This is a genomic window from Bradyrhizobium sp. 23AC (assembly GCF_054863025.1).
In genome coordinates this window covers 176,846-201,554 of the sequence record NZ_JAVAYN010000003.1, presented here as the reverse complement: position 1 = coordinate 201,554, position 24,709 = coordinate 176,846, and the positions used below count along the sequence as shown (strand labels likewise).

The 24,709-nt window shown below is 64.6% G+C and carries 20 protein-coding genes; 11 read left to right on the top strand and 9 right to left on the bottom strand.

The genetic code is table 11. From position 1 onward, the window contains the following. Window positions 1-108 precede the first annotated feature (108 nt). A complete protein-coding gene (locus RAD10_RS09300; protein WP_461617212.1) occupies window positions 109-3,288 on the top strand; it encodes an efflux RND transporter permease subunit in 3,180 nt (1,059 codons plus the stop codon). Beyond that, window positions 3,275-4,471 (top strand): efflux RND transporter periplasmic adaptor subunit, encoded by a 1,197-nt coding sequence (locus RAD10_RS09295; protein ID WP_461617211.1) that lies wholly within the window; start codon window positions 3,275-3,277, stop codon window positions 4,469-4,471. The genes RAD10_RS09300 and RAD10_RS09295 overlap by 14 nt, the downstream gene beginning before the upstream one ends. A gap of 135 nt (window positions 4,472-4,606) precedes the next feature. Here RAD10_RS09295 and RAD10_RS09290 read toward each other — a convergent pair whose 3' ends face one another. Continuing rightward, window positions 4,607-6,124 carry an acetyl-CoA acetyltransferase gene (locus tag RAD10_RS09290; protein ID WP_461617210.1) on the bottom strand — a complete coding sequence of 506 codons (1,518 nt, stop codon included), beginning with the start codon at window positions 6,122-6,124 and terminating at the stop codon, window positions 4,607-4,609. Window positions 6,125-6,247: 123 nt separating this feature from the next. Beyond that, a complete protein-coding gene (locus RAD10_RS09285; protein ID WP_461617209.1) occupies window positions 6,248-7,381 on the bottom strand; it encodes a nitronate monooxygenase in 1,134 nt (377 codons plus the stop codon). Between the two features lie 324 nt (window positions 7,382-7,705). Here RAD10_RS09285 and yghU point away from each other — a divergent pair, with 324 nt between their 5' ends. Next, complete coding sequence (gene yghU / locus RAD10_RS09280; protein ID WP_018315633.1) at window positions 7,706-8,581, top strand: glutathione-dependent disulfide-bond oxidoreductase; 876 nt, start codon at window positions 7,706-7,708, stop codon at window positions 8,579-8,581. Window positions 8,582-8,774: 193 nt separating this feature from the next. On the opposite strand, the gene RAD10_RS09275 is transcribed toward yghU, so the two are convergent. The 3 genes from RAD10_RS09275 to RAD10_RS09265 form a co-directional block, all read right to left on the bottom strand. Continuing rightward, window positions 8,775-10,052: an acyl-CoA dehydrogenase family protein gene (locus tag RAD10_RS09275; RefSeq protein WP_091953501.1), complete on the bottom strand. Its 1,278-nt coding sequence runs from the start codon at window positions 10,050-10,052 to the stop codon at window positions 8,775-8,777. Between the two features lie 301 nt (window positions 10,053-10,353). Further along, window positions 10,354-10,734, bottom strand: coding sequence for a VOC family protein (locus RAD10_RS09270; protein ID WP_461617208.1), 381 nt, complete (start codon window positions 10,732-10,734; stop codon window positions 10,354-10,356). A 130-nt stretch (window positions 10,735-10,864) separates the two neighbouring features. Beyond that, complete coding sequence (locus RAD10_RS09265; protein ID WP_461617207.1) at window positions 10,865-11,644, bottom strand: SDR family NAD(P)-dependent oxidoreductase; 780 nt, start codon at window positions 11,642-11,644, stop codon at window positions 10,865-10,867. A 167-nt stretch (window positions 11,645-11,811) separates the two neighbouring features. Here RAD10_RS09265 and RAD10_RS09260 point away from each other — a divergent pair, with 167 nt between their 5' ends. From RAD10_RS09260 to RAD10_RS09250, 3 genes are read left to right on the top strand one after another with little or no spacing between them, the layout of a single operon-like run. Continuing rightward, the gene (locus RAD10_RS09260; RefSeq protein ID WP_104462367.1) at window positions 11,812-12,600 is read left to right on the top strand and encodes an enoyl-CoA hydratase/isomerase; all 789 of its coding nucleotides are present in this window, start codon (window positions 11,812-11,814) and stop codon (window positions 12,598-12,600) included. Then, complete coding sequence (locus RAD10_RS09255; protein WP_461617206.1) at window positions 12,597-13,583, top strand: phosphotransferase family protein; 987 nt, start codon at window positions 12,597-12,599, stop codon at window positions 13,581-13,583. Before RAD10_RS09260 ends, RAD10_RS09255 begins: the two co-directional genes overlap by 4 nt. A gap of 3 nt (window positions 13,584-13,586) precedes the next feature. Beyond that, on the top strand, window positions 13,587-13,964 hold the full coding sequence (locus tag RAD10_RS09250) for a DUF6285 domain-containing protein (RefSeq protein ID WP_461617205.1): 378 nt from the start codon (window positions 13,587-13,589) through the stop codon (window positions 13,962-13,964). Between the two features lie 167 nt (window positions 13,965-14,131). On the opposite strand, the gene RAD10_RS09245 is transcribed toward RAD10_RS09250, so the two are convergent. Beyond that, entirely contained in the window at window positions 14,132-14,911 is a 780-nt protein-coding gene (locus tag RAD10_RS09245) for an enoyl-CoA hydratase-related protein (RefSeq protein WP_461617204.1), read from the bottom strand. 213 nt (window positions 14,912-15,124) lie between these two features. Between RAD10_RS09245 and RAD10_RS09240 the strand changes: the two genes are divergently transcribed. Further along, window positions 15,125-16,399, top strand: a complete 1,275-nt coding sequence (locus RAD10_RS09240) for an acyl-CoA dehydrogenase family protein (protein WP_461617203.1) — start codon at window positions 15,125-15,127, stop codon at window positions 16,397-16,399. A 120-nt stretch (window positions 16,400-16,519) separates the two neighbouring features. On the opposite strand, the gene RAD10_RS09235 is transcribed toward RAD10_RS09240, so the two are convergent. Together RAD10_RS09235 and RAD10_RS09230 are read right to left on the bottom strand one after the other, a co-directional pair. Next, window positions 16,520-18,097, bottom strand: coding sequence for a fatty acid--CoA ligase (locus RAD10_RS09235; RefSeq protein ID WP_461617202.1), 1,578 nt, complete (start codon window positions 18,095-18,097; stop codon window positions 16,520-16,522). 213 nt (window positions 18,098-18,310) lie between these two features. Beyond that, on the bottom strand, window positions 18,311-19,183 hold the full coding sequence (locus RAD10_RS09230) for an SDR family oxidoreductase (protein WP_461617201.1): 873 nt from the start codon (window positions 19,181-19,183) through the stop codon (window positions 18,311-18,313). Window positions 19,184-19,299: 116 nt separating this feature from the next. Between RAD10_RS09230 and RAD10_RS09225 the strand changes: the two genes are divergently transcribed. The 4 genes from RAD10_RS09225 (at window position 19,300) to RAD10_RS09210 (ending at window position 23,275) form a co-directional block, all read left to right on the top strand. After that, a complete protein-coding gene (locus tag RAD10_RS09225) occupies window positions 19,300-20,109 on the top strand; it encodes a crotonase/enoyl-CoA hydratase family protein (RefSeq protein WP_461617200.1) in 810 nt (269 codons plus the stop codon). Between the two features lie 149 nt (window positions 20,110-20,258). Continuing rightward, window positions 20,259-21,803, top strand: a complete 1,545-nt coding sequence (locus RAD10_RS09220) for an acyl-CoA synthetase (protein ID WP_461617199.1) — start codon at window positions 20,259-20,261, stop codon at window positions 21,801-21,803. 126 nt (window positions 21,804-21,929) lie between these two features. Beyond that, on the top strand, window positions 21,930-22,724 hold the full coding sequence (locus RAD10_RS09215) for an enoyl-CoA hydratase/isomerase family protein (protein ID WP_461617198.1): 795 nt from the start codon (window positions 21,930-21,932) through the stop codon (window positions 22,722-22,724). 146 nt (window positions 22,725-22,870) lie between these two features. After that, window positions 22,871-23,275, top strand: coding sequence for a YccF domain-containing protein (locus RAD10_RS09210; RefSeq protein WP_461617197.1), 405 nt, complete (start codon window positions 22,871-22,873; stop codon window positions 23,273-23,275). A 79-nt stretch (window positions 23,276-23,354) separates the two neighbouring features. Here RAD10_RS09210 and RAD10_RS09205 read toward each other — a convergent pair whose 3' ends face one another. Then, the gene (locus tag RAD10_RS09205; RefSeq protein ID WP_461617196.1) at window positions 23,355-24,272 is read right to left on the bottom strand and encodes an NADP-dependent oxidoreductase; all 918 of its coding nucleotides are present in this window, start codon (window positions 24,270-24,272) and stop codon (window positions 23,355-23,357) included. Window positions 24,273-24,709 lie beyond the last annotated feature (437 nt).

Here is a 24,709-nt window from a genome sequence, read left to right as displayed (position 1 = left end):
GGATAGTGCCTGGTAATTAGCGTTTCCGGTGGTGCTCGGGTAAAGGGGAATGAGGATCCCCATGGGGGCGGATTCTGTATTCTCGCTTGACCCGGATTTGCCTGGCGCATGATTGCTCTGGTCCGTATTGCCCTGAGCCGGCCCTATACGTTCGTCGTGCTGGCACTCTTGCTGCTGATCATCGGACCGCTCGCGGCGCTGCGGACCCCGACCGACATTTTCCCCGACATCCGCATTCCCGTGATCGGCGTGGTCTGGCAGTACACCGGCCTGCCGCCGGACCAGATGTCCGGCCGCATCACCACGCCGTTCCAGCGCGCGCTGACGACCACGGTCAACGACATCGAGCACATCACCGCCAATTCCTATAACGGCTTTGGCATCATCAAGATCTTCTTCCAGCCCAACGTCGACATCCGCACCGCCAACGCGCAGGTCACGGCGATCTCGCAGACGCTGATCAAGCAGATGCCGCCGGGCGCGACGCCGCCTCTGATCCTGAATTACTCCGCCTCGACCGTGCCGATCATTCAGGTGGCGCTGTCGGGCGACGGGCTCACCGAGCAGAACCTCGCCGATATCGGCATCAATCAGCTCCGCACACCGCTGGTCACCGTGCCCGGCGCGGCGATCCCGTACCCGTTCGGCGGCAAGCAGCGCCAGGTCCAGATCGACCTCGATCCCACCGCGCTGCAGGCTCGCGGCCTGTCCGGCCAGGACGTCGCCAACGCGCTCGCCGCCCAGAATCTGATCACCCCGGTCGGCACGCAGAAGATCGGCCAGTTCGAATACAACATCCAGCTCAACAACTCGCCGCTCAGGATCGACGAGCTCGGCAACCTTCCGATCAAGACGGTCAACGGCGCGATGGTCTATGTGCGCGACGTCGCCACCGTACGCGACGGCAATCCGCCGCAGACCAACATCGTCCATGTCGACGGCAACCGCTCGGTGCTGATGATGGTGCTGAAGGCGGGCGCGACCTCGACGCTCGATATTATTGCCGGCATCAAGCAGAAGGTCATCGACGTCAAGGACCAGCTCCCCGACGCGCTCAAGATCGGCTTCATCGGCGACCAGTCGGTGTTCGTCCGCGGCGCGATTCAAGGCGTCGCCGTCGAGGGCGTGATCGCGGCGCTGCTCACCAGCGTCATGATCCTGCTGTTCCTCGGCAGCTGGCGCTCGACCATCATCATCGCGGTCTCGATCCCGCTGTCGGTGCTGGGCGCCATCATCATGCTGTCGGCGATCGGCGAGACGCTCAACATCATGACGCTCGGCGGCCTTGCGCTCGCGGTCGGTATCCTCGTCGACGACGCCACCGTCACGATCGAGAACATCAACTACCATCTGGAGCAGGGCAAGCCGGTCGAGCAGTCGATCCTCGACGGCGCCAACCAGATCGTGACGCCGGCCTTCGTGTCGCTGCTCTGCATCTGCATCGTATTCGTGCCGATGTTCTTCCTCTCGGGCGTCGCGCGCTTCCTGTTCGTGCCGATGGCGGAAGCCGTGATGTTCGCGATGATCTGGTCGTTCATCCTGTCGCGCACGCTGGTGCCGACCATGGCCAACTATTTGTTGCAGGCGCATGTCCATCATGAAGGCGGGCCGCCGAAATCGCGCAACCCTCTTGTCTGGTTCCAGCGCGGCTTCGAGGCACGGTTCGAGCGCATCCGCGGCGGCTACCATGGCTTCCTCGGGCTGGCGCTGGCACACCGCGCGGTGTTCGTGATCGGCTTCCTCTGTGTGGTCGGCGCATCCTTCGCGCTGGTGCCGTTTCTCGGTCGCAATTTCTTTCCCGCGGTCGATGCCGGCAATATCCTGATGCATGTCCGCACCCAGGTCGGCACCCGCGTCGAGGAGACTGCCAACCAGCTCGCCGACGTGCAGAAGGCGGTCCGCAAGCTGATCCCGGGCGAGATCGAGACCATGACCGACAACATCGGCATGCCGATCTCCGGCATCAACATGACCTACAACAACACCGGCGTGATCGGTCCGCAGGACGGCGACATCCAGATCAAGCTGAGGGAAGGCCACAAGCCGACCGAGGAGCATGTGCGCGTGCTGCGCGAGCAGTTGCCGCGGCTATTCCCCGGCGTCAGCTTCGCGTTCCTCCCCGCAGACATCGTCAGCCAGATCCTGAACTTTGGCGCGCCCGCGCCGATCGATTTGCAGATCCGCGGCGCCAATCTTGCCGCCAACTTCGCGTATGCCAACAATCTGCTGGCCAAGGTCCGCCGGATTCCGGGCGTTGCCGATGCTCGCATCCAGCAATCGCCGAACGCTCCGACCTTCAACATCGATGTCGACCGCACCCGCGCGCAATATGTCGGCCTGACCGAGCGCGACGTTACCAACAGTCTCGTGGTCAATCTCGCCGGCTCCTCGCAGGTGGCGCCGACCTACTATCTCAACCCCGACAACGGCGTGTCCTACTCGATCGTGATGCAGACGCCGCAATACCAGATCGATTCGCTGAGCGCGCTGCAGACGCTGCCGATCACCGCGGCCGGCAATGCGCAGTCGCCGATCCTCGGCGGCATCGCAGACATCAAGCGCTCGGCCTCGAGCGCGGTTGTCTCGCAATACGACATCCAGTCGATGGTGCAGATTTTTGCGACCACCTCGGGCCGCGATCTCGGCGCGGTCTCCGCCGATATCCGCAAAGTGATCGCCGATACCGCCAAGGAGGTGCCGAAGGGCTCTTCCGTGGTGCTGCTCGGACAGGTGCAGACCATGAACAGCGCCTTCACCGGCCTGTTGTTCGGCCTGCTCGGTGCCGTCGTGCTGATCTACTTCCTGATCGTCGTGAACTTCCAGTCCTGGTCCGATCCGTTCGTGATCATCACGGCGCTGCCGGCGGCGCTTGCGGGCATCGTCTGGATGCTGTTCGCGACCGGGACCACGCTGTCGGTCCCCGCGCTCACCGGCGCCATCATGTGCATGGGCGTCGCGACCGCCAACAGCGTGCTCGTGATCTCCTTCGCGCGCGAACGCTACGAGGAGCTCGGCGATCCCGTCGCCGCGGCGCTGGAAGCCGGCTTCGTCCGGTTCCGTCCGGTGCTGATGACCGCGCTCGCCATGATCATCGGCATGGCGCCGATGGCGCTGGGGCTGGGCGAGGGCGGCGAGCAGAATGCGCCGCTCGGCCGCGCCGTGATCGGCGGCCTGATCTTTGCAACCTTCGCCACGCTGATGTTTGTTCCCGTGGTGTTCAGCATGGTACACAAGAAGCAAGGCGCCAAAGCCGCCGCCCCATTGGAGACCCCGCATGTCGCCCACTGAACCCCGCTCCCCGGTCTCGCACCGGAAACTGGGCATCTTCGGCGTGGTGGCGCTGATCGCGGCCGGCCTCGTCGTCGGCACCGGCATTCGCGCGCGCGAGGAGCAGGGCTCCAGGCTGAAGGAATGGACTGACGATCAGGCTGTTCCCAACGTCGCGGTGACCCAACCCAGCGCCAAGGCGCTCAACGCCACCATCGATCTGCCGGGCCGGCTGGAGGCTTATTATCGCGCCCCGATCTTCGCGCGCGTGTCGGGCTATCTCAAAAGCTGGAGCGCCGACATCGGCGCCCGCGTCAAGGCCGGGCAGGTGATCGCCGAGATCGAGGCGCCGGACCTCGATCAGCAACTGCTTCAGGCGAGAGCCGACCTCGCCAGCCAGCAGGCCAGTGCCCGGTTGTCGGAAGCAACGCTGAACCGGCGCAAGACGCTGGTCGCCTCCAACTTCGTCTCCGCGCAGGAGATCGACGAGCGCACCGCAGATCTCTCCAACAAGAATGCCGCCGTCAATTCGGGCAAAGCCAATGTCGAGCGGCTGGAAGCGCTGGCCGGCTACAAGAAGATCACGGCGCCGTTCGATGGCGTAGTGACTGCACGCGACACCGACGTCGGTGCGCTGATCAATGCCGGCGGCGGGTCGGGTCCGGCGATGTTCGTGATCTCCGACATCACCAAGCTGCGCGTCTATGTCAACGTGCCCCAGAACTACGTGCCGGCGATCAAGATCGGCGCCAAGGCCACCATCGCGCTGCCGGAGTACCCGAACCGGACTTTCCAGGCGACGGTGGAGGCCTCCTCACAGGCCGTCGACGTCGCCTCCGGCACCACGCGCATGCAGCTCGGGCTCGACAATTCCTCAGGCGAGCTGATGCCCGGCGGCTATGCCAGCGTGAAGCTCAACCTCCAGCGCGATTCCGCGCCGCTCAGCATCCCCGCCAGCGCGCTGATCTTCAACAGCGGCGGCCTGCGCGTTGCCACCGTCGGTGCGGACGACAAGGTTCTGTTCAAGCCCGTGACCATCGCCCGCGACCTCGGCCGCGAGATCGAGCTCGCCTCGGGCATAACAGCGGACGACCGCATCATCACCGCGCCGCCGGACGGTCTCTCGGATGGCGATGCGGTGCGCGTGGTCGGCACCAAGGCCAAGCCGGCGACGGCGTCGGAGAAGCAGGCGCCGAAGGGGTAGGGTGGTCTCGTGGGGTGGGTTAGCCGAAGGCGTAACCCACCACTGTTCGTCTCCTCGGAAGCCAAAGAGGTGGGTTACGCTTCGCTAACCCACCCTACGAGATCTTCGCACCGCGCCGCGTCCGGGACACGAGAGCTACGCCACCCGCCACTCCGGCACGCCATCCGCCGCCATCTTGATCTCGCCGAGCGATTCCACCGGCGTGCGTTCCATATCGAGCAGATGCGCCAACGTCGCGCTATCGCTCGCCGGCACCCGCGCCAGCGTGCGCCTATCATCTTCCGTCCGCAGCATCACCACACCGTGCTCGACGTCGCCGCCGCGGCCATAGAGCACCGTAAAGCTCTCGACCTTGCCCTTGCCCGACGCCTCCGCGACGAACTCCGGCACCGCGCGCTTGTTACGATCGGCTTCTCCTTGCACGCTCGTCTCCTGCGCCAGCGCCTCACGCGGCGGCGCCTTCGCCACGACCAGTGCGTGATGCTTGGTGACGAAGCCGCCTTGGCCGTAGAGCAGGCCGAGTTTTGCGCCGTCGCGCAGGCGCCGCACCATCGCGCAGGCGGCATGCGTCATGTAGGTGTTGAGCGGCGCGCCGAAGAAGGTGAGGCCGCCGGTCACGGTCGGCTGCACGTCGGCGCCGAGACCCAGCGTTCGCCGCGCCATCTTGGGCACGCAGGGGAAGCAGCTATAGAGCTCGATCGCGTCGAAGTGTTTGCCGTCGCCGCCGGCAAGATCCATCACCGCTTTCAGCACCGCGTTCTGCGGATGGCTCTCGTAGAACTGGTCGCGCAGCAGATAGTCGCGTGGCTCCTCCGCCGAGGCGCCGCCGAGCGGATAGGCCAATTTGTCCTCCGCGATGCCCGCCGCACGCGCCTTGGCGAGGCTGGTGAGCAGTAGCGCACCGCCCATGTTGACGCTGGGGTTGGCGACCATCAGCTTGTTATAGGGCCAGGCGATCAGCCGATTGTCCGCGGTCGGCGTCGTGATCTCGTCGGGCGCATAACGCCGCTTCAGCCAGGCATTGGGATTTTGCGCGGCGGCTTCCGAATAGCGCGACCACAGCGTTCCTGACTCCGCCATCGCCTCGCGCGGCGTCTGGCCCCAATGCGCGGAGAAGGCGGCCTCGTAGAACGGATAGACCGTGACGGGGCGGAACACGCCGAGCTTCACCGCCAGCGGCTTCTGGAACGCCGCGCCGCGCTTGGGCTCCTCGACATCATGGGCGAACGGCGTCCACGGCAATTTGGCGCCAGCGCGCTCCGCCTTGGTTGCAGTCGACTGCGCCTCGGCACCGCAGACCGCGGCTACGGTGCATTCGCCGCGTGCGATGCGCTTGGCGGCTTCGTGGATGTAGCGGATCGGGCTCTCGCCGCCGACCGGGCCGTAATAGCAATGCGGAGGCGTGATGCCGAGGCGCTGCGCCAACAGCTTCTCCGGATCGCGGTAGCGCCAGCTCAGGAAGTTGACGACGTCGAGCGACTGCACCTCGCTGAGCAGCTTTGCGCCAGCGTCCTGCTCGGCGCGCCGCAGCGCCTGCTCGAGCAGGTCGAGCGGCTCGAGGCCGTCGGTGATCTCCTTGGGACGGTCAACGATCTCGCCGATGCCGACGATGACGGGGATGCGGTCTTCGGGTAGGGCTGTCTTGTCGGTCATGGCCTCAATTCACCGTATCAAATGGCTTCGTCATTGCGAGGAGCGAAGCGACGAAGCAATCCAGAACATTTCCGCGGCGGCAGCCTGGATTGCTTCGCTGCGCTCGCAATGACGATGTGGATGCTACTCCGCCACCAGCGCATTCATGTGCTCGACGGCTTCGGCGAAATCTTCCTTGAACTCCTGCACCACCGCGCCCGCCGATTTCACGCTGTCGATGAGCCCGACGCCCTGGCCGACGAAATAGCTGACGAGGTCGCGCGCCTTGGCGTTACCGCCAGCCGCCGCGCGGTCGATCGAGTTGAAGGCATCGCGGCTGATGACGCTTTGCAGCGGCATCGGCAGTGCGCCAGGGCTGTCCGGCGCGCGGTCCCAGGCATCGGTCCAGACCGAGCGGAGCTGCCGCGCCGGCTTGCCGGTGCGGCCCTTGGAACGCACCGCGTCGCGCGAGGACGCGGCGATCATCTTCTCGCGAAAGATCTCGGTGGTCTCGGCTTCCACCGTCGCAAGCCACACCGAGCCGGTCCAGGCGCCGGCCGCGCCCATCGCCATGCACGCCGCCATCTGCCGTCCCGTCATGATGCCGCCGGCCGCCAGCACCGGCACGTCGCGGATGGGCTTGATCGCCTTGATCACCTCGGGCACCAGCACCATCGTCGAGACCTCGCCGCAATGGCCGCCGGCTTCGGTGCCCTGCACCACGAGAATGTCGACACCAGCCGCGACCTGGCGTAGCGCGTGCTCCTTGGCGCCGACCAGCGCTGCGACAGGCACGCCGTGCTTCTTGCCCATCTCGATCATCGCCTTCGGCGGCACGCCCAGCGCATTGGCGATCAGGCGGATCGGATGATTGAAGGACACCTCGAGCAATTGCAGTGCTGTCTTTCCGTCGAACGGCTGCGGCTGATCGGCTGCGACCTCCGTGGTCGTCAGCTCGATGTCGTACTTCTTCAGGAGCTCGCGCGTGTAGGTGCGGTGCTCCTGCGGCACGCGCGCTTCCAGGCTCTTCCAGGTGACGTCCTTCTCGCCCGCGGTCGAGATGTTTTCGGGGATCAGCACGTCGATGCCGTAGGGCTTGCCGTCGACGTGATCGTCGATCCATTTCAGCTCGCGTTCGAGCGTATCGGGCGTGTGGACGGTGGCGCCGAGCACACCGAAGCCGCCGGCGCGGCTGACGGCGGCGACGACATCGCGGCAATGGCTGAAGGCCAGCAGCGGGAATTCTATGCCCAGCATGTCGCAGATCGGCGATTTCATGGCTCTCTCTCCCGGCGGCAACCTTCGCGTTCTCGTTGCCTCGGCTCGCGAAGCAAGGTGACGCTAGCCGATCGTCACTCACGATGACATGCCGGATTCGGCAAGGCATCTTGTGTGTAGACGTCGCGCTCTACTCGCAGGCCGCGGCGTCCCAGGTGACGCCGTCATTCCTGGCTCGCCCTGCGGGCGCCCCGCAATGACGGGGAGGGAGCTTGCCATGACGAAACGGTGAGACGCCCCGCCCGGCAATGCATCTCAGAGGGCTTGCCATCGGCCAATCGGGGTCTAATTAATGCAGGCGCATCTTTCCGCCGGAGCCCCCGCATGACCGATACCCCCGCCTACGTGCCGCCCAAGGTCTGGACCTGGAACAAGGAGAATGGCGGGCAGTTCGCCAGCATCAACCGCCCGATCGCCGGCCCGACCCACGACAAGGAGCTCCCGGTCGGCAAGCATCCCTTCCAGCTCTATTCGCTGGCGACGCCGAACGGGGTGAAGGTCACGGTGATGCTGGAGGAACTTCTGGCGCTCGGTCACAAGGGGGCCGAATACGACGCCTGGCTGATCAGGATTGGCAACGGCGACCAGTTCGGCAGCGGCTTCGTCGACATCAACCCGAACTCGAAGATACCCGCGCTGATGGATCGCTCCGGTCCGGAGCCGATCCGGGTGTTCGAGTCCGGCTCGATCCTGCTTTATCTCGCGGAAAAGTTCGGTGCCTTCCTGCCGAAGGACATCAAGAGTCGCACCGAGGCGATGTCCTGGCTGTTCTGGCAGATGGGCAGCGCGCCCTATCTCGGTGGCGGCTTTGGCCATTTCTACGCCTATGCGCCGTTCAAGATCGAATACGCCATCGACCGTTTCGCGATGGAGACCAAGCGCCAGCTCGACGTGCTCGACCGGCGTCTTGCCGACAACGAATATCTCGCGGGCAAGGAATACACGATCGCCGACATGGCGGTGTGGCCCTGGTACGGCGCGCTCGCCAAGGGGCTGGTCTATGGCGCCGGCGAATTCCTCTCGGTGCAGGACTACAAGAACGTGCAGCGCTGGACCGACCAGATCGCGCAGCGCCCCGCGGTGAAGCGCGGCCGCATGGTCAACCGCGTCTCCGGCGATCCCGCCAGCCAGCTCCACGAGCGGCATGATGCGAGCGATTTCGAGACGAAGACGCAGGACAAGGTCGAGGCGGCGACGTAGGTCTCGTAGGGCGGATTAGCCGAAGGCGTAATCCGCCATCTCGCAAGAAAGACGGCGGATTACGCTTCGCTAATCCGCCCTACGATCTTCGTAGGGTGGGCAAAGCGAAGCGTGCCCACCACCTCTCGAGTAGGCCGCAATGGTGGGCACGGCGCGCGAAGAGCGCGCCTTTGCCCACCCTACGGCACCTCGCTTACGCCATGCTCAGCTCGTGGCGACCGACCACCATCCAGTGCACCTCGTCCGGGCCATCCGCAAAGCGCAGATGACGCACGTCCTGGTACATCTCGGCGAGCGGGGTCCAGTGCGAGATGCCGGTGGCTCCGTGCATTTGGATCGCCTGGTCGATGATCTTGCAGGCGCGCTCCGGCACCATGGCCTTGACCATGGAGACCCAGACGCGGGCCTCCTTGTTGCCGAGCACGTCCATCGCCTTGGCCGCCTTCAGCACCATCAGCCGCATCGCCTCGATCTCGCAGCGCGCCTGGGCGATGATCTGCATGTTGCCGCCGAGATGGGCGATCTTCTTGCCGAAGGCTTCGCGGGTGAGGCCACGCTGCACCATCAGATCGAGCGCCTTCTCGGCCTTGCCGATGGTGCGCATGCAGTGATGGATGCGGCCCGGCCCGAGGCGGAGCTGCGAGATCTCGAAGCCGCGGCCTTCGCCGAGCAGCATGTTCTCCTTCGGCACCCGCACATTGTTGAAGCGCATGTGCATATGGCCGCGCGGCGCATGGTCCTGCCCGAACACATACATGGGCCCGAGCACCTCGACGCCGGGCGTGTCGCGCGGCACCAGGATCTGCGACTGCTGCTTGCTCGGCGCCGCGTCCGGATTGGTCTTCACCATCACGATCAGGATCTTGCAGCGGGGATCGCCGACGCCGGAGATGTAATATTTCTCGCCGTTGATCACCCATTCGTCGCCGACGAGCTTGGCCGTCGTCGAGATGTTCTTGGCGTCGGAGGAAGCGACGTTCGGCTCGGTCATGACGTAGGCCGAGCGGATCTCGCCGTTCATCAGCGGCTTCAGCCACTTCTCCTTCTGCTCCTTGGTGCCGACGCGCTCCAGCACCTCCATGTTGCCGGTGTCCGGCGCCGAGCAGTTCATGCTCTCGGACGCCAGCGGGCTCTTGCCGAGCTCGGAGGCGATATAGGCGTAGTCGAGATTCTTCAGGCCCTGGCCGGTCTCGTCATCCGGCAGAAAGAAGTTCCAGAGGCCTTCCTGCTTGGCCTTGTTCTTGGCCTTTTCCAGCACCTCGAGCTGCTTCGGCGTGAAGCTCCAGCGATCCTCCTTGCCTTCGCCTGCCTTGGCGAACTCGATCGACATCGGCTCGACGGTGTCGCGGATGAATTTCTTGACGTGATCGTAGAGCGGCCGGACCTGGTCCGACATGCGCAAGTCGTTGAGCTCGTCGCCGGGATTGAGGGTGTAGTTGGTGGTGCGGGGAATATAGGTGTGTTTTGTCATTGTTCCTCCCGGGGACGCTGAGATCGTTCTGGGCGCAAGAATAGTCGCAGCGCCGCCAAAGCGCGAGCGCGTATTTTTCACGCGGAGCCATGCCACGCGATGGAATATCGCGAGGGCGTTTGAAATGTTGTTTGAATGGGGTGGAGTGAGGCGGCAGGCGCGAGCCTCACTCTCCGCCGTCATCGCCCGACTTGATCGGGCGATCCAGTATCCCAGAGGCGGCAGTGATTGAATCGAGAAGCCGCGGCGTACTGGATGCCCCGGTCAAGGCCGGGGCATGACAGTGCTGGCTGTGGTTACGTCAGCTCGGCATCCGATGCATCGCGCAGATCTTGTTGCCGTCGAGGTCGCGCAAATAGGCGAGATAGAGCTTGCCGCCCGGACCCTGGCGGATGCCCGGCGGATCCTCGATCGATTTTGCGCCGGCTGCGAGGCCGGCTGCGTGCCATTTGTCGACCTGCTCCGGCGAATTGCAGGCAAAGCCGATGGTGCTGCCATTCGCGCACGTCGCCGGCTCGCCGTTGATCGGCTTCGACACCGAGAACACGCCGGTCTTGGTGATGTAGAAGATGCGGTGGCCGTCGACCCTGGCCGGCCGCACTTCGAGCGTGCTCAGCAAATCGTCGTAGAACGTCTTGGCCTTGTCGAGATCGTTGGTGCCGATCATGATGTGTGAGAACATTTGCCCATTCCCTTCTGCGCTGACAAAACGAGAAGCCGTAGGGTGGGCAAAGCGCAGCGTGCCCACCACGACATTCGACAATACTAACGGTGGGCACGGCGCGAGAGCGCCTTTGCCTACCCTACGAGATTCAAAACGCCGTATAGCCGCCGTCGATCACGAAGGTGTCGGCGGTGTGATACGACGACGCCTTGCTCATCAGATACACCGCGATGCCGCCGAAATCGCTGGCCTCGCCGAAGCGCCGCACCGGAATCCGCGGCATCACGTTGGCGACGAACTTCTCGTTGGCCATGAGACCCGACGTCATGTCGCTCTTGATCCAGCCCGGGAGGATCGCATTCGCGGTCACGCCGTGGCGGGCGAGCTCGACGCCGAGCGCGCGGACCAGCGCGTTGATCGCGGCCTTGGTCGCGGCATAATGCTCGTTGCGCGCGGTGCCGAAGATCGAGGCGAGGCTCGAGGTCGCGACCAGCCGGCCGAAGGGATCGCCGGCGTTGGCGCGATCGGTCATGTGTCTCGCCGCGACCTGGAACGCGTGGAACACGCCGTCGAGATTGGTCGAAAACATCGTGCGCCATTCTTCCTCGGTGCGCTCGATGAAAGAACGCCGGCCGCCGCCGCCGATGCCGGCATTGGCGAAGCAGCCGTCGACCCGGCCGAACATGTCGAGCGTCGCCTTCATCGCGGCATTGACCGAAGCCGGATCGGTGACGTCGCAGACGCGGGCATCGACCTTGCCTGATAGCCCCGCCATGCTCGCGGCAGCCGCCTTGTTCTTGTCTGGATTGCGGCCCCAGATCGAGACGTTGCAGCCCTGGCCGGCCAGCGCCTGCGCGATGCCGAGGCCGATGCCGCCATTGCCTCCGGTGATCACGGCCACGCGGCCGGAGAGGTCGAAAATGTTCATGGCGCGTTTCCTGTTTTTGGGTATGCGGCGCATCAGCCGCTGCGCGCAAGATTGCTTGCTATGCTCTGATCACCATGGACAAGACCGCGCCAAAAATCAAATATGCGCCCCGGCAAAAGCAATTCCGGTCTGCGAAACTGACGCAGGCCGCAACTCACGAGGAAACCATGCAGTTCAAACACGTCACGCTCGATTTCGATGGCTCGGTCGCGATCCTCAGGCTCGACCATCAGGAGGTGATGAACGCGGTCTCCGTGGACATGCTGGGCGGCCTTGCCGAGGCGCTCGATACGATCGAGGAGAAGAAGGACGAGGTGCGCTGCGTGGTGCTGACCGGCGCGGGGCGGGCGTTCTGCACCGGTGCGAATCTCCAGGGCCGCAACAACCAGTCGAAGAAGACCAAGGCCGGCCTGACGCTGGAGACCGGCTTTCACCCCTTCCTGCGTCGCATTCGCAATCTGCATTGCCCGATTGTCACCGCGGTCAACGGTCCGGCGGCGGGCGCCGGCATGAGCTTCGCGCTGCTCGGCGACATGATTTTGTGCGCACGGTCCTCCTACTTCCTGCAGGCCTTCCGCCGCATCGGCCTCGTGCCGGATTGCGGCTCGACCTGGCTGTTGCCGCGCCTCGTCGGTCGGGCGCGCTCGATCGAATTGTCGTTGATGGGCGAGCGGCTGCCGGCCGAGAAGGCGTTGGAATGGGGCCTCGTCAACCGCGTCTATGATGACGGCGTGCTGATGGAGGAGGCGATGAAGCTTGCGCGCGACCTCGCCAGCGGCCCGACGGTGGCGCTGTCGCTGATCCGCAAGCTCTATTGGGACAGCCCGGAAAATTCCTTCGAGGATCAGCTCAACCTCGAATTCCAGTGCCAGCTCCGCGCCGGCGACACCCAGGATTTCCGCGAGGGCGTCGGTGCGTTCCTGGAGAAGCGGCCCGCGCAGTTCAAAGGCAAATGATCGAGGGCGAGCTTTCACGCAGTGTCCGGCGCTGGTGCAAGGGCGCGACCGGCGCGACCTCTGCGGCCAAATTGTCGGGCGGCGCCAGTCAGGAGACCTGGCGCTTCGACATCACGCATCCCGATGGTGTGATCGGCGCGATCCTGCGCCGCTCGCCGAAGGGTTATGGCGCAGCGCCCACGCGCGCGGCCGGCCTTGCCGCAGAAGCGCAGCTGATGCAGCTCGCTTATGAGGCCGGCGTGCCGTCGCCGCGCGTGATGCATGTGCTTGTGCCGGCGGATGATCTCGGCACCGGCTTCATCATGCAAAGGATCGAGGGCGAGACCATCGCGCGCAAGATTCTTCGCGATGACGAATATGCGGCGGCGCGGCCGCATCTGGCGAGGCAGATCGGCGGCATTCTCGCTGGTCTCCATCGACTGCCAAAGGACAAGCTGCCGGAGCTTCGCAGCAGGTCGGCGACCCAGGAGATTTCCGAGTTCGAGCGCGATTATCGCAGCCTGAACTGGCCCAAGCCGGTGTTCGAGCTGGCGCTGCGCTGGCTGCGCGACAACGATCCGGGTCCGTCGGCCGAGGAGACGCTGGTGCACGGCGATTTCCGCAACGGCAATCTCATCATCGGCCGCGACGGCGTGCGGGCGGTGCTCGACTGGGAGCTCGCCCATCTCGGCGATCCCATGGAGGATCTCGGCTGGGTCTGCGTCAACTCCTGGCGGTTCGGCGAAATCGACAAGCCCGTCGGCGGCTTTGGCTCGCGCGAGGAGCTGTTCGCGGGTTATGAGGCCGCGGGCCGCCAGGTCGATCCCGCGCGCGTGAAATTCTGGGAAGTCATGGGCACGCTGCGCTGGGGCATCATGTGCGGCGGCATGATGCAGCGCTTTCGCGAGGGCCCTGACCATTCCATGGAACGCGCGATGATTGGCCGCCGCGCGAGCGAGACCGAGATCGATCTGTTGCGGCTCTTGGCGCCGCGCGGGAGCTGACGCATGCAGGACGAACCGACCCCGATCGAGTTGACCAAATCGGTCGCCGATTTCTTGCGCAACGACATCACGCCGTTGATCAGCGGTCACCAGGCCTTCAAGCTGCGCGTCGCCATCAACATCCTCGACCTCGTGACGCGGCAGCTGACGCGGGAGGAGGGGGGTGATGCTGCGGAAGTGGTGCGCCTGCGCGCGCTGCTCGGCATGGACGGATCGGTGACCGAGCTCAACCACGCGCTCGCCGAGCGCATTGCCAACGGCGAGGTCGACCTCGCAACGCCGGGCCTCGCCGAGCACCTGTGGGCGACCACCATGGACAAGCTCGCCGTCGATCAGCCGAATTACGCGTCATACAAGCGGGAGCTGGGGCGAGGCGGGTAGGCAGCGCCACATTCTCCGCTGTCATCGCCCGGCTTGACCGGGCGATCCAGTATTCCAGAGACGGCAGCGATATACTGAGAGGCCGCGGCGTACTGGATGCCCCGGTCAAGCCGGGGCATGACAGCGGTTATGTTGGCGAAACCGTTGTCGTGACGGGAGGGACGGTCCTACTTCCCCACCCATTTCGGCGGCCGCTTCTCCGAGAACGCCTTCGGGCCCTCGATGTAATCCTGTGAGGCCGCCATCGCCTTCACCGCCGGATAGTCCCGCTGCTCCTCGATCGCCTGTTCCAGCGAGACGCCGAGTCCCTTCTGGATCGCCTGCTTGGAGGCCCGGATCGACATCGGCGAGTTCTTGGTGATCATCTCCGCCCAGCGCAGCGCGCCCGATAGCGCTTCGCCCTGCGGCACCACCTCGTTGACGAAGCCGAGCTCATGGCCTTCCTTGGCGCTGACATGGCGTGCGGTGAGGATCATGCCCATGGCGCGCTTCAGGCCGATCTGCCGCGGCAACCGGTGCAGGCCGCCGGCGAGCGCGGCGAGGCCCACGCGCGGCTCGGGCAGGGCGAAGGTCGCGTTCTCCGAGGCAATGATGAGGTCGCACGCCAGCGCGATCTCGAAGCCGCCGCCCATGGCGACACCGTTCACCGCCGCGATGATCGGCTTGTCGCAGTCGAAGCGCGCGGTGAGGCCGGCAAAGCCGCCCTTGTCCCAGCCGCGCTTGCCGCCGGCCGCCTGCCACTTCAGATCGTTGCCGGCGCAGAACGCCTTGTCGCCGGCGCCGGTGACGATCGCGACCCACTGCTCGGCATCTGCCGAGAAATCGTCGAACACCCTCTGCAGCTCGAAATGCGCGTCGGTGTGCAGCGCGTTGTAGACCTCGGGACGCGACAGCGTGACGATCGTGATCGGCCCCTTGCGTTCCACCTTTGAGAATTTCAGCTCCATCGCGCGCTCCCGCATTTTCTTCCGAAGGAATATTGGCGTCATACTACCGCGCGTCGGCGCTGGAGCACCATCGAATTGCGCTGGTGCGCCTTGCGCGCGTCACACGCCTCGCTTTGCTTGACTTGCGCGCGCTCTTCTCAGCTTAATCGCACGAAGCAGAAACGCGCCTAGCGCCTTAACGCAAAACGACAAAATCAATCCGGGAGAGAACCTGTGGATTTCTCATTGCCTGCCGATCTCGTCGCCTATCTCGGAGAGCTCGATCGTTTCATCGCACGCGAAATCAAGCCGCTGGAAGACGCCGACGACAACATCCGCTTCTTCGATCATCGCCGCGAATGGGCGCGCACCGATTTCGAGAATGGCGGCCTGCCGCGGCATGAATGGGAAGCGTTGCTGCGCAAGGCCAAGGATCTCGCCGACGCCGCCGGCCATCTGCGCTTTCCGGTGCCGAAGCAGTATGGCGGCAAGGATGGCTCCAACCTCTGGATGGCCGTGATCCGCGAGCACTTTGCCGCGAAGGGTCTCGGCCTGCACAACGATCTCCAGAACGAGCATTCCATCGTCGGAAATTTCCCTGTCGTCACCATGCTCGATCGCTATGGTCGCGATGACCAGAAGGCGATGATCGACGGCTCGATCAAGGGCAAGTACCGCATCACCTTCGGTCTCACCGAGCCGCATCACGGCTCGGACGCCACCCACATGGAGACGCGCGCGGTGCCGGCCACCCGCGACAACGTCAAGGGCTGGATCATCAACGGCGAGAAGATGTGGACCACCGGCATGCACGTCGCCACCCACTGCGCGCTGTTTGCGCGCACTGGCGGCAATGACGGCGATGCCCGCGGCATCACCTGCTTCCTGGTTCCGGCCAAGAGCCACGGCGTCAAGGTCGAGGAGTACATGTGGACCTTCAACATGCCGACCGACCATCCACGCGTCAGCTTCACCGACGTGTTCGTGCCGGAGGATGCGCAGTTCGGTGAGGTCGGCCGCGGCCTGTCGCTGGCGCAGTGCTTTGTCCATCAGAACCGCATCCGTCAGGCTGCGAGCTCGCTCGGCGCGGCGGTCTATTGCATCAACGAGAGTGTGAAGTACGCGCGCGAGCGAAAACCGTTCGGCCGGGCGCTGGCCGAGAACCAGGCGATCCAGTTCCCGCTGGTCGAGCTTGCGACGCAGGCCGAGATGCTGCGCCTTCTGATCCGCAAGACCGCCTGGGAGATGGACCAGCTCACCGAGGAGCAGATCGAGCGCACGCTCTCCGACCGCGTCTCGATGTGCAATTACTGGGCAAACCGCCTCGCTTGCGAATCCGCCGACCGCGCCATGCAGGTCCATGGCGGCATGGGCTATTCACGCCACAAGCCGTTCGAGCACATCTACCGCCATCACCGCCGTTATAGGATCACCGAAGGCAGTGAGGAGATCCAGATGCGCAAGGTGGCAGGATTCCTGTTCGGGTATATGGGCCCGGGGAAGCACTAACGGCCTGCACCGCTACCGTAGGGTAGGCAAAGCGAAGCGTGCCCACGACTTCGCTCGCGACTGTTGAAGAATGGTGGGCACGGCGCTTCGCGCCTTTGCCCACCCTACGGCACCGCGGGATCAATTCACCCGCCGGTCCTTCCCCGCCCAATACGGCTCCCGCAATTGCCGCCGCAATATCTTGCCGCTCGGATTCCGCGGCAGCGCCGGCAGGAACTCCACGCTCTTCGGCGTCTTGTACCCGGCGATGCGCGTCCGGGTGAAGTTGATGATGTCGGTGGCGCTCGCCTGTTTGCCGGGCTTCATCACGACAACCGCTTTCACCGCCTCGCCCCATTTGTCGTCGGGCACGCCGATCACCGCGGCTTCGGCGACGTCAGGGTGATCGCACAGCGCGCTCTCGACTTCGGCGGGGTAGATGTTCTCGCCGCCCGAGATGATCATGTCCTTGATGCGGTCGTGGATGTAGAGATAGCCGTCCTCGTCCATATAGCCGGCATCACCGGTGCGCAGCCAGCCGTCGCTGCGCAGCGTCGACGCCGTCGCCTCCGGCAAATTCCAGTAGCCCGCCATGTTGGAGCCCGAGCGCGTCGCGATCTCGCCGACCTCTCGTGGCGGCAACGGCTTGCCGTCGACGTCGAGGATTGCGATCTCGATGCCCGGCAGCGCCTTGCCGGCCGAGCGCATCCGCTCCAGCCCCTCGACGTGATCCTCCGGCGGCAGCGCGACGATGGTGCCCGTCGTTTCGGTCATCCCATACAGCTGCACGAAGCCGCATTTGAAAACCTCGATGCACTCCTTCAGCAGCGCCGCCGGTATCGGTGAGGCGCCATAGAGCATGTATTTCAATCGTGAAAAGTCCACCGTCCTGGCGCGCGGCTGCCGCACCACGAACTGCATCGCCGCCGGCACCATGAACAGTTTTGTGATGCCTGATAGCTCGAAGAAATCCAGCACCTTGGTCGGATCGAATTCGCGAGCGATCACGCCGCGGGCGCCGTGATAGAGGCCCATCACGCCCCAGCCGGAGCCGCCGATGTGGAAGACCGGCATCGCCACCAGCGAGACGTCGTCGGTCGACCACCGGTTCCACTCCGGCTTGTCCTCGGCATTGCCTGATTGCACGAGGTTGAGGAAGTTGGCGTGGCTCAGCATCGCGCCCTTCGGCTTGCCCGTGGTGCCGGACGTGTAGAGCTGGATCGCGATGTCTTTCGTGTCGATCGGCACCCCGGGATCGTCACCGCTCTGCGCATCCCGCCACGCCGCAAAATCCTGCCATTCCGGCGCGCCGCCTTCCGTGGTGATAACCGTGCGCACGCCCGGCAGCTGATCCCTGATCTGGCGGACCTGCGTGATGAACTCCGGCCCGACGAACAGCACCGCGGCTTTGCAATCTTCGACGATGAAGGCGACCTCGGGCCCCGCGAGCCGCCAGTTCACCGGCGCCGTCACGACGCCGGCCTTCATCGCGCCCATCAGCAGCTCGAAATAGAGGTCGCTGTTCTTGCCGAGATAGGCGATGCGGTCTCCCTTCTTCACGCCCATCGCGATCAGGGCGTTCGCGACCTTGTTGGTCCTCGCATCGAATTCGGCAAAGCTGGTGAGGCGGCCCTCAAACTCATAGGCGATGGCGTTGCCGCGGTTCTTGGCGCGCTCGCGCACCATCTCGGCGAGAGTTGCCAATGGCTGTGTGGACATGTTTCTCCCGTGGCGTCTTGTTCTTATGCCCGGCAGTGTGGAGTCAATTGCGGGCGAAGACAAGGTGGGAGAGAGAGGAGCGCGTTCGTGTCCCGGACGCGCTGCAGCGCAGAGCCGGGACCCAGCATGCTGCGACATGGGCCCCGGCTCAGCAGCGCACCACGCTTCGCATCGCCGGGGGCGCGCTGCGCTGCGTCCGGGGCACGAGAAAGCTTACCCCCGCTTCGCGCGATCCCTCTCATTCTGCGCCATGATGCTCTCGCGCGCGGTTTTCCAGTCGTCGTCGCTCCAGTCGCGGAGCTGGTAGAAATTGCCGCCCATAGCCAGCGCCTGCGCGCCGTCCATGGCGATGGTCTCGCCGTTGATCCAGTCGCAGCCGCCGGAGATCAGGAACACGGCGACGTTCTGCAGTTCCTCCATGGTGCCGACGCGGCCCATAGGGTTCATCGCCTTGGTGCGAGCGCCGGCCTCGTCACCGGGCTTGATGCGCTTGCTCATGCCTTCGGTCGGGATTTCGCCGGGCGCGATGGTGTTGAGGCGGATGCCATAGCGGCCCCATTCGGCCGCGAGCGACATCGTCATGGCATGGATCGCCGACTTGCTCATCGCCGACGGCACGACGTAGGGCGAGCCGTTGCGTACCCACGTCGTGGTGATCGAGACCACGTTGCCGGGCTGCCTGGCCGCGATCCAGCGCTTGCCGATCGCCTGCGTCACGTAGAACGTGCCGTGCATGACGATGTTGGCGACGGCATCGAAGCCGCGCGGCGACAGCTCCTCGCTGCGCGAGATGAAATTGCCGGCGGCGTTGTTAATGAGGTCGGTCAGCGGCGCGTCGCGGAAGATGGTCTCCACCATCTCCTCGACCGCGAGCGCGTTGCGGATGTCGACACCATGGCTGGTGACGCGGCCGCCATACTCGGCCATCAGCTCGGTCGCGGTCTCGTCGCAGACGATCTTGCGCCGGCCGCAGATATGCAACTCGGCGCCGAGCTGGAGGAAGCACGCCGCCATCGACTTGCCGAGCCCAGTACCGCCGCCGGTCACGAGAATGCGCCGTCCGGCCAGAAGATTTTCCTTGAACATGGCTGTTTCTCCCGTACGGATTGTCAGTTAATTGGTCGATTGACTAAATCCGGCCGCCGGCTTCCTGTAAAGCGGCACTGAACAAGAACAGGCAAGAACTAGGGGAGAATTCATCCATGGAAGAGCGCGTCTCGATCTCGATCTCGGAAGGTGTCGCCGACGTGCGCCTGGTGCGCGCGGACAAGATGAACGCGCTGGATCAGGCGATGTTCGAGGCCCTTGTCGCCGCAACCGACCGGCTTTCGAAGGACAAGAGCGTGCGCGTCGTCGTGCTGTCCGGCGAAGGCCGCGCCTTCTGCGCCGGTCTCGACATGGGGCGTTTTGCCGCCATGAAGGAGAAGGGCGGCAATGGAATTCCGGGTGGCGAAAATCGCGATCTCACCAAGCGGACCCACGGCCAGGCGAACTTCCCGCAACAGGCGGTGTGGGGCTGGCGCCAGCTTCCGGTTCCCGTGATTGCGGCCGTGCACGGTGTCGCCTTCGGCGGCGGCTTCCAGCTCTCGCTCGGCGCCGACATGCGCTTCCTCTCCGCGGATGCGCGGATGTCGATCATGGAGATCAAATGGGGCCTTGTGCCCGACATGGCGGGCACGCCGATCCTTGCGAGCCTCGTGCGCGACGACATTTTGCGCGATCTCACCTATACCGGCCGCATCTTCTCCGCGCAGGAGGCGATGACTTACGGCCTCGCCACGCGCATCTGCGACGACCCGCGCGCCGCGGCGCTCGAAGTCGCGCGCGAGATCGCCGGCAAGAGCCCCGATGCGATCCGCGCGGCAAAACGACTGCTCAACAATCTCTCGGTCGATCCAGGTCCGGCACTGCTGGCGGAGTCGGTCGAGCAGCAGAAGCTGATCGGCAGCGCGAACCAGACCGAGGCGGTGCGCTCCAACCTGGAGAAGCGCGCGGCGAAATATGCGGATTAGCCCGCTGTCGTTCCGGGATGGACCGAAGGACCAGACCTCAGGTGCGCGATTGCGCACCGGGGAACCTCGAGATTCTCAGGTGCGCCATAGTTCGATGCTTCGCATCGCCCCGGAATGACGGCCAGCAATGACAACAAAGAAAAACAACAATGAGCGAAACGTCTGACTTCCTCGGCATCGTCTCCGGCGACCGCCGCCGCACCCACACTGAGGTCGCAGCCCGCGCCGATCGCATCGCCTCAGGCCTCGCCAACATCGGCGTCCGCCAAGGCGATTGCGTCTGCATGCTGATGCGCAACGACATCGCCTTCCTGGAGGCCGCCTACGCCGCGATGCGCCTCGGGGCTTATGGCGTTCCCATCAACTGGCACTTCAAGCCGGAAGAGATCACCTATATCCTGAACGACACCGGCACGTCCGTGCTGATCGGACATGCCGACATGCTGCACGCCTTGCGCGATGCGATTCCTGAGGGCGTCACCGTGCTCAGCGTGCCGACGCCGTCGGAGATCCTGTCCAGCTACAAGATCGATCCCGATCATCTGAAGACGCCGGACTTCGCCATCGATTTCGAATCCTGGCTCGCGCAGCACCAGCCCTATGACGGCCCGGTTGTGCCGCAGCCGATGAACATGATCTACACCTCGGGCACCACGGGCCACCCCAAGGGCGTACGCCGCAACGCACCGACGCCGGAGCAGCAGGCGGCCGGCGAGCGCATGCGCGCGATGATCTATGGCCTCAAGCCCGGCGCCCGCGCGATCCTGCCGGGTCCGCTCTATCACTCCGCGCCGAACTCGTTCGGCATCCGCGCAGGCAAGCTCGGCGGCGCGCTGGTGCTGATGCCGCGCTTCGAGGCCGAAGAATTCCTGGAACTGATCGAGCACTACAAAATCGACACCATCTTCATGGTGCCGACCATGTTCATCCGCCTGATGAAGCTGCCGGAGGCGGTGCGGAGGAAGTACGACGTCTCCTCGCTGCGCCACGTCATTCACGCCGCCGCCCCCTGTCCGGCCGACGTCAAGCGCGCCATGATCGAATGGTGGGGGCCGGTGATCTACGAATTCTACGGCTCGACCGAATCCAGCGCGGTGACGTTCGCGATCTCCGAGGACGCGCTGAAGAAGCCCGGCACCGTCGGCAAGATCTCGCCCGGTGCGGAGCTGCGCTTCCTCGGTGAGGACGGCCGCGTGCTTGGCGTCGGCGAGATCGGCGAGATCTATTCCCGCATGGCCGCGCTTGCCGATTTCACCTACCACAACAAACCGGAGAAGCGCTTGGAGATCGACCGCGACGGCTTCATCACCTCCGGCGATGTCGGCTACATCGACGATGACGGTTACGTCTTCATCTGCGACCGCAAGCGCGACATGGTGATTTCTGGCGGCGTCAACATCTACCCGGCCGAGATCGAGTCCGTGCTGCACGCCGTATCAGGCGTGCATGATTGCGCCGTGTTCGGCATCCCCGATTCCGAGTTCGGCGAGGCGCTGATGGCGGTGGTGGAGCCGCAAGCCGGCGTCGAGCTCGACGCCGCAGGTGTTCGCGCCGCGCTGAAGGCGCATCTGGCGGATTACAAAGTGCCCAAGCACATCGAGATCCGCACCGGCCTGCCGCGCGAGGACTCCGGCAAAATCTTCAAGCGCCGCCTGCGCGATCCCTATTGGGAGCAGGCGGGGCGGAAGATCTGAGGAGGTGCCGTAGGGTGGGCAAAGCGAAGCGTGCCCACGAATACTCGTTTACGGAGACAGATCGTGGGCACGGCGCAAACGCGCCTTTGCCCACCCTACGAGACAACGGACGGGGAAACATTTGTCATGAGCGACGCCGCGAACGAAGTCCTCTACACAGTCGCCGATCACATCGCGACCATCACGCTGAACGCGCCGGAGCGGATGAACACGATCTCCGGCCCGATGCTCAACGATCTGGCGCGGATCCTGACCGAAGCCAACGAGGACAAGGACGTCCGCGTCGTGATCCTCACCGGCAAGGGCAGGGCGTTCTGCGCCGGCCTCGACTTGCGCAAGGAGCGCGACGGCAACGGCCTCAGCGCCGCGTCCTCGCCGACCACGATTAATCTGCGCAACACGCCGCCGACGGTGTTGCAGGCAATGGACAAGCCGACCATCTGCGCCGTCAACGGCGGTGCCGCCGGCTACGGCATGGACACCGTGCTCGGCTGCGACATCCGCATCATGGCGGAAACCGCAAAGCTCGCCGCCGCCTTCGTCAAGCGCGGCGTGGTGCCGGAATCCGGCGGCACCTGGCTGTTGCCGCGCATGCTCGGCTGGGCCAAGGCTTCAGAGCTGATCTTCACCGGCCGCACGCTCAGTGCGCGCGAGTGCCTGGAATGGGGCCTTGCCAACGAGGTCGTGCCGGACGCCGAGTTGATGAGCCGCGCCACGGCGGTCGCCCGCGAGATCGCCGCCAACGCGCCGCTGGCGGTGCAGGCCTCCAAGCGCATGATGCGGATGGGCCTCAATGAGAATTTCCACGACCATGTCCACCACGTCTATCTCCAGCTCCTGCCGCTGTTCAAAACCCAGGACATGGCCGAGGGCATGAAGGCCTTCATGGAAAAGCGCGAGCCGAAATTCGAGGGGCGGTAGCCGGTAGCCCGGGTGAGCGCAGCGATACCCGGGACGGTGAGAGTTAAGTCCCGGATGTCGCTTCGCTCATCCGGGCTACCTTGCCGTCTTAGCAGAGACAGATTTCGTGCCTATATAAACGGGATCATCCACCTCTGGATTGTCCCATGGCCCCCGTATCCATCCTGCTCAACCTGCTCTGGATCCTCTTCGGCGGCGCCTGGATGGCGTTCGGCTGGGTGATCGCCGCGGTCATCATGGCCATCACCATCGTCGGCCTGCCCTGGGCGCGGGCGGGGTTCAACATCGCCGTGTACACGCTGCTGCCGTTCGGCTCGCGTGCGGTCAACCGCTACGACGTCACCGGTATTGAGGACATCGGCACCGGCCCGCTCGGAGTGATCGGCAACATCATCTGGTTCGTGCTCGCCGGCTGGTGGCTGGCGCTCGGCCACCTATTGACCGCACTGGCCCTCGCGATCACCATCATCGGCATCCCCTTCGCCTGGGCCCATCTCAAGCTCGCAGGCATCGCGCTCTGGCCGATCGGCAAGGTGATCGTGCCGGCTTGAGGCCAACTCGTGGCTCGTAGGATGGGTTTCGCAAGTGCACCCCATCCTACGCGCTGGGGACATCAATGAGCATGCTCCCTCAGGGACGAACGCGAATGATCGTATTTCCCTTGCGTCGCCCGGTCGGATTTAAGGCGGCGACCGCATCGTCGAAGGTCGAGACCTTGCCGATGTTCGTCCGCAGTCGTCCATCCCGCACCCGCTGGACGATCTCACTGAGTTGGGCGCGATCCGCCTCGACGACGAAGTCGACCGCCAATCCATCGGAGGGCCGCGCCTCGGCCGGCGCGACGATGGTCACCAATGTTCCTCCGGCTCGAATGCGTTCTACTGACCGCTTCTGTATGTCACCGCCGATGACATCGAACACCAGATCGACCTTGCCGACGTCTTGCAGCGAGTCTTTGTCGAGGTCGACGAACTCGTTTGCGCCGAAGTCGAGCACCGTCTGACGGTCAGCGGCGCGTCCGGTGCCGATGACGTAGGCGCCGGCCTCTCGTGCGAGTTGCGTCACCATCGACCCGACTGCGCCGGCCGCGCCGTGTGCCAGGATGCTCTGCCCCGATTTGAGACGGCCATGCTGGAACAGCCCTTGCCATGCGGTCAGCCCCGAGATCGGCAGGCTCGCCCCCACTGTGAAGTCGACGTCGCCCGGCAGTGGCGCAAGATTGCGTGCCTCGATCGCCACATACTCGGCCAGCGTGCCGTCGCGATACCAGTCCGCTAGGCCGAACACCCGCTGTCCTAACACCAGCCCTGTCGTTCCATAGCCAAGAGCAGTGACCACTCCGGCCAGCTCGTGCCCAGGGATCGACGGTGTTCGGTCACGGTCGCGGCGATCGGTCCAGGTCGAGGGCCACGCCAGTTCAGTCGGGACGAATCCCGACGCATGAACCTGAACCACGACATCGTTTATCGCTGCCTGCGGCTCGGGCCGGTCCACCAGCTTCATCCCCGCCGTTCCCGCGGCCTGGTCCGTCACAACGATTGCCTTCATTGGATCATCTCCTCAGTCATTGTCTCTTGATGCAACGATTGCAGTCAGCGTGAGCGCGACGGCTATCCACAAACTGCCAGACAGTGTGGAAGTGTCCGCGATCTGCGTTGACCGGGGCTCCACTGAGACTGCCGATCGGGATCGCTTCGTTCGCGGTACTAGCAGTTAGATGCGTCACGCCCGGTCATGAGACCAGTACCAAGATTGCAAAATTCGGCTGTACCAAGGGCCATTGAGGCGGCGAACAGATTGAGCTCGCAGGATGGTAAAGCGCGAGCGAAACCCATCAACCCGACCGTTGACGAGGCATGATGGGTTTCGCAAGGGCTCATCCTACGCGCTGATCGGCAACATCATCTGGTTCGTGCTCGCCGGCTGGTGGCTGGCGCTCGCGCCTCGTCCTCCTCGCCAGGGAGGTTCCATATAGGAACGCGGGC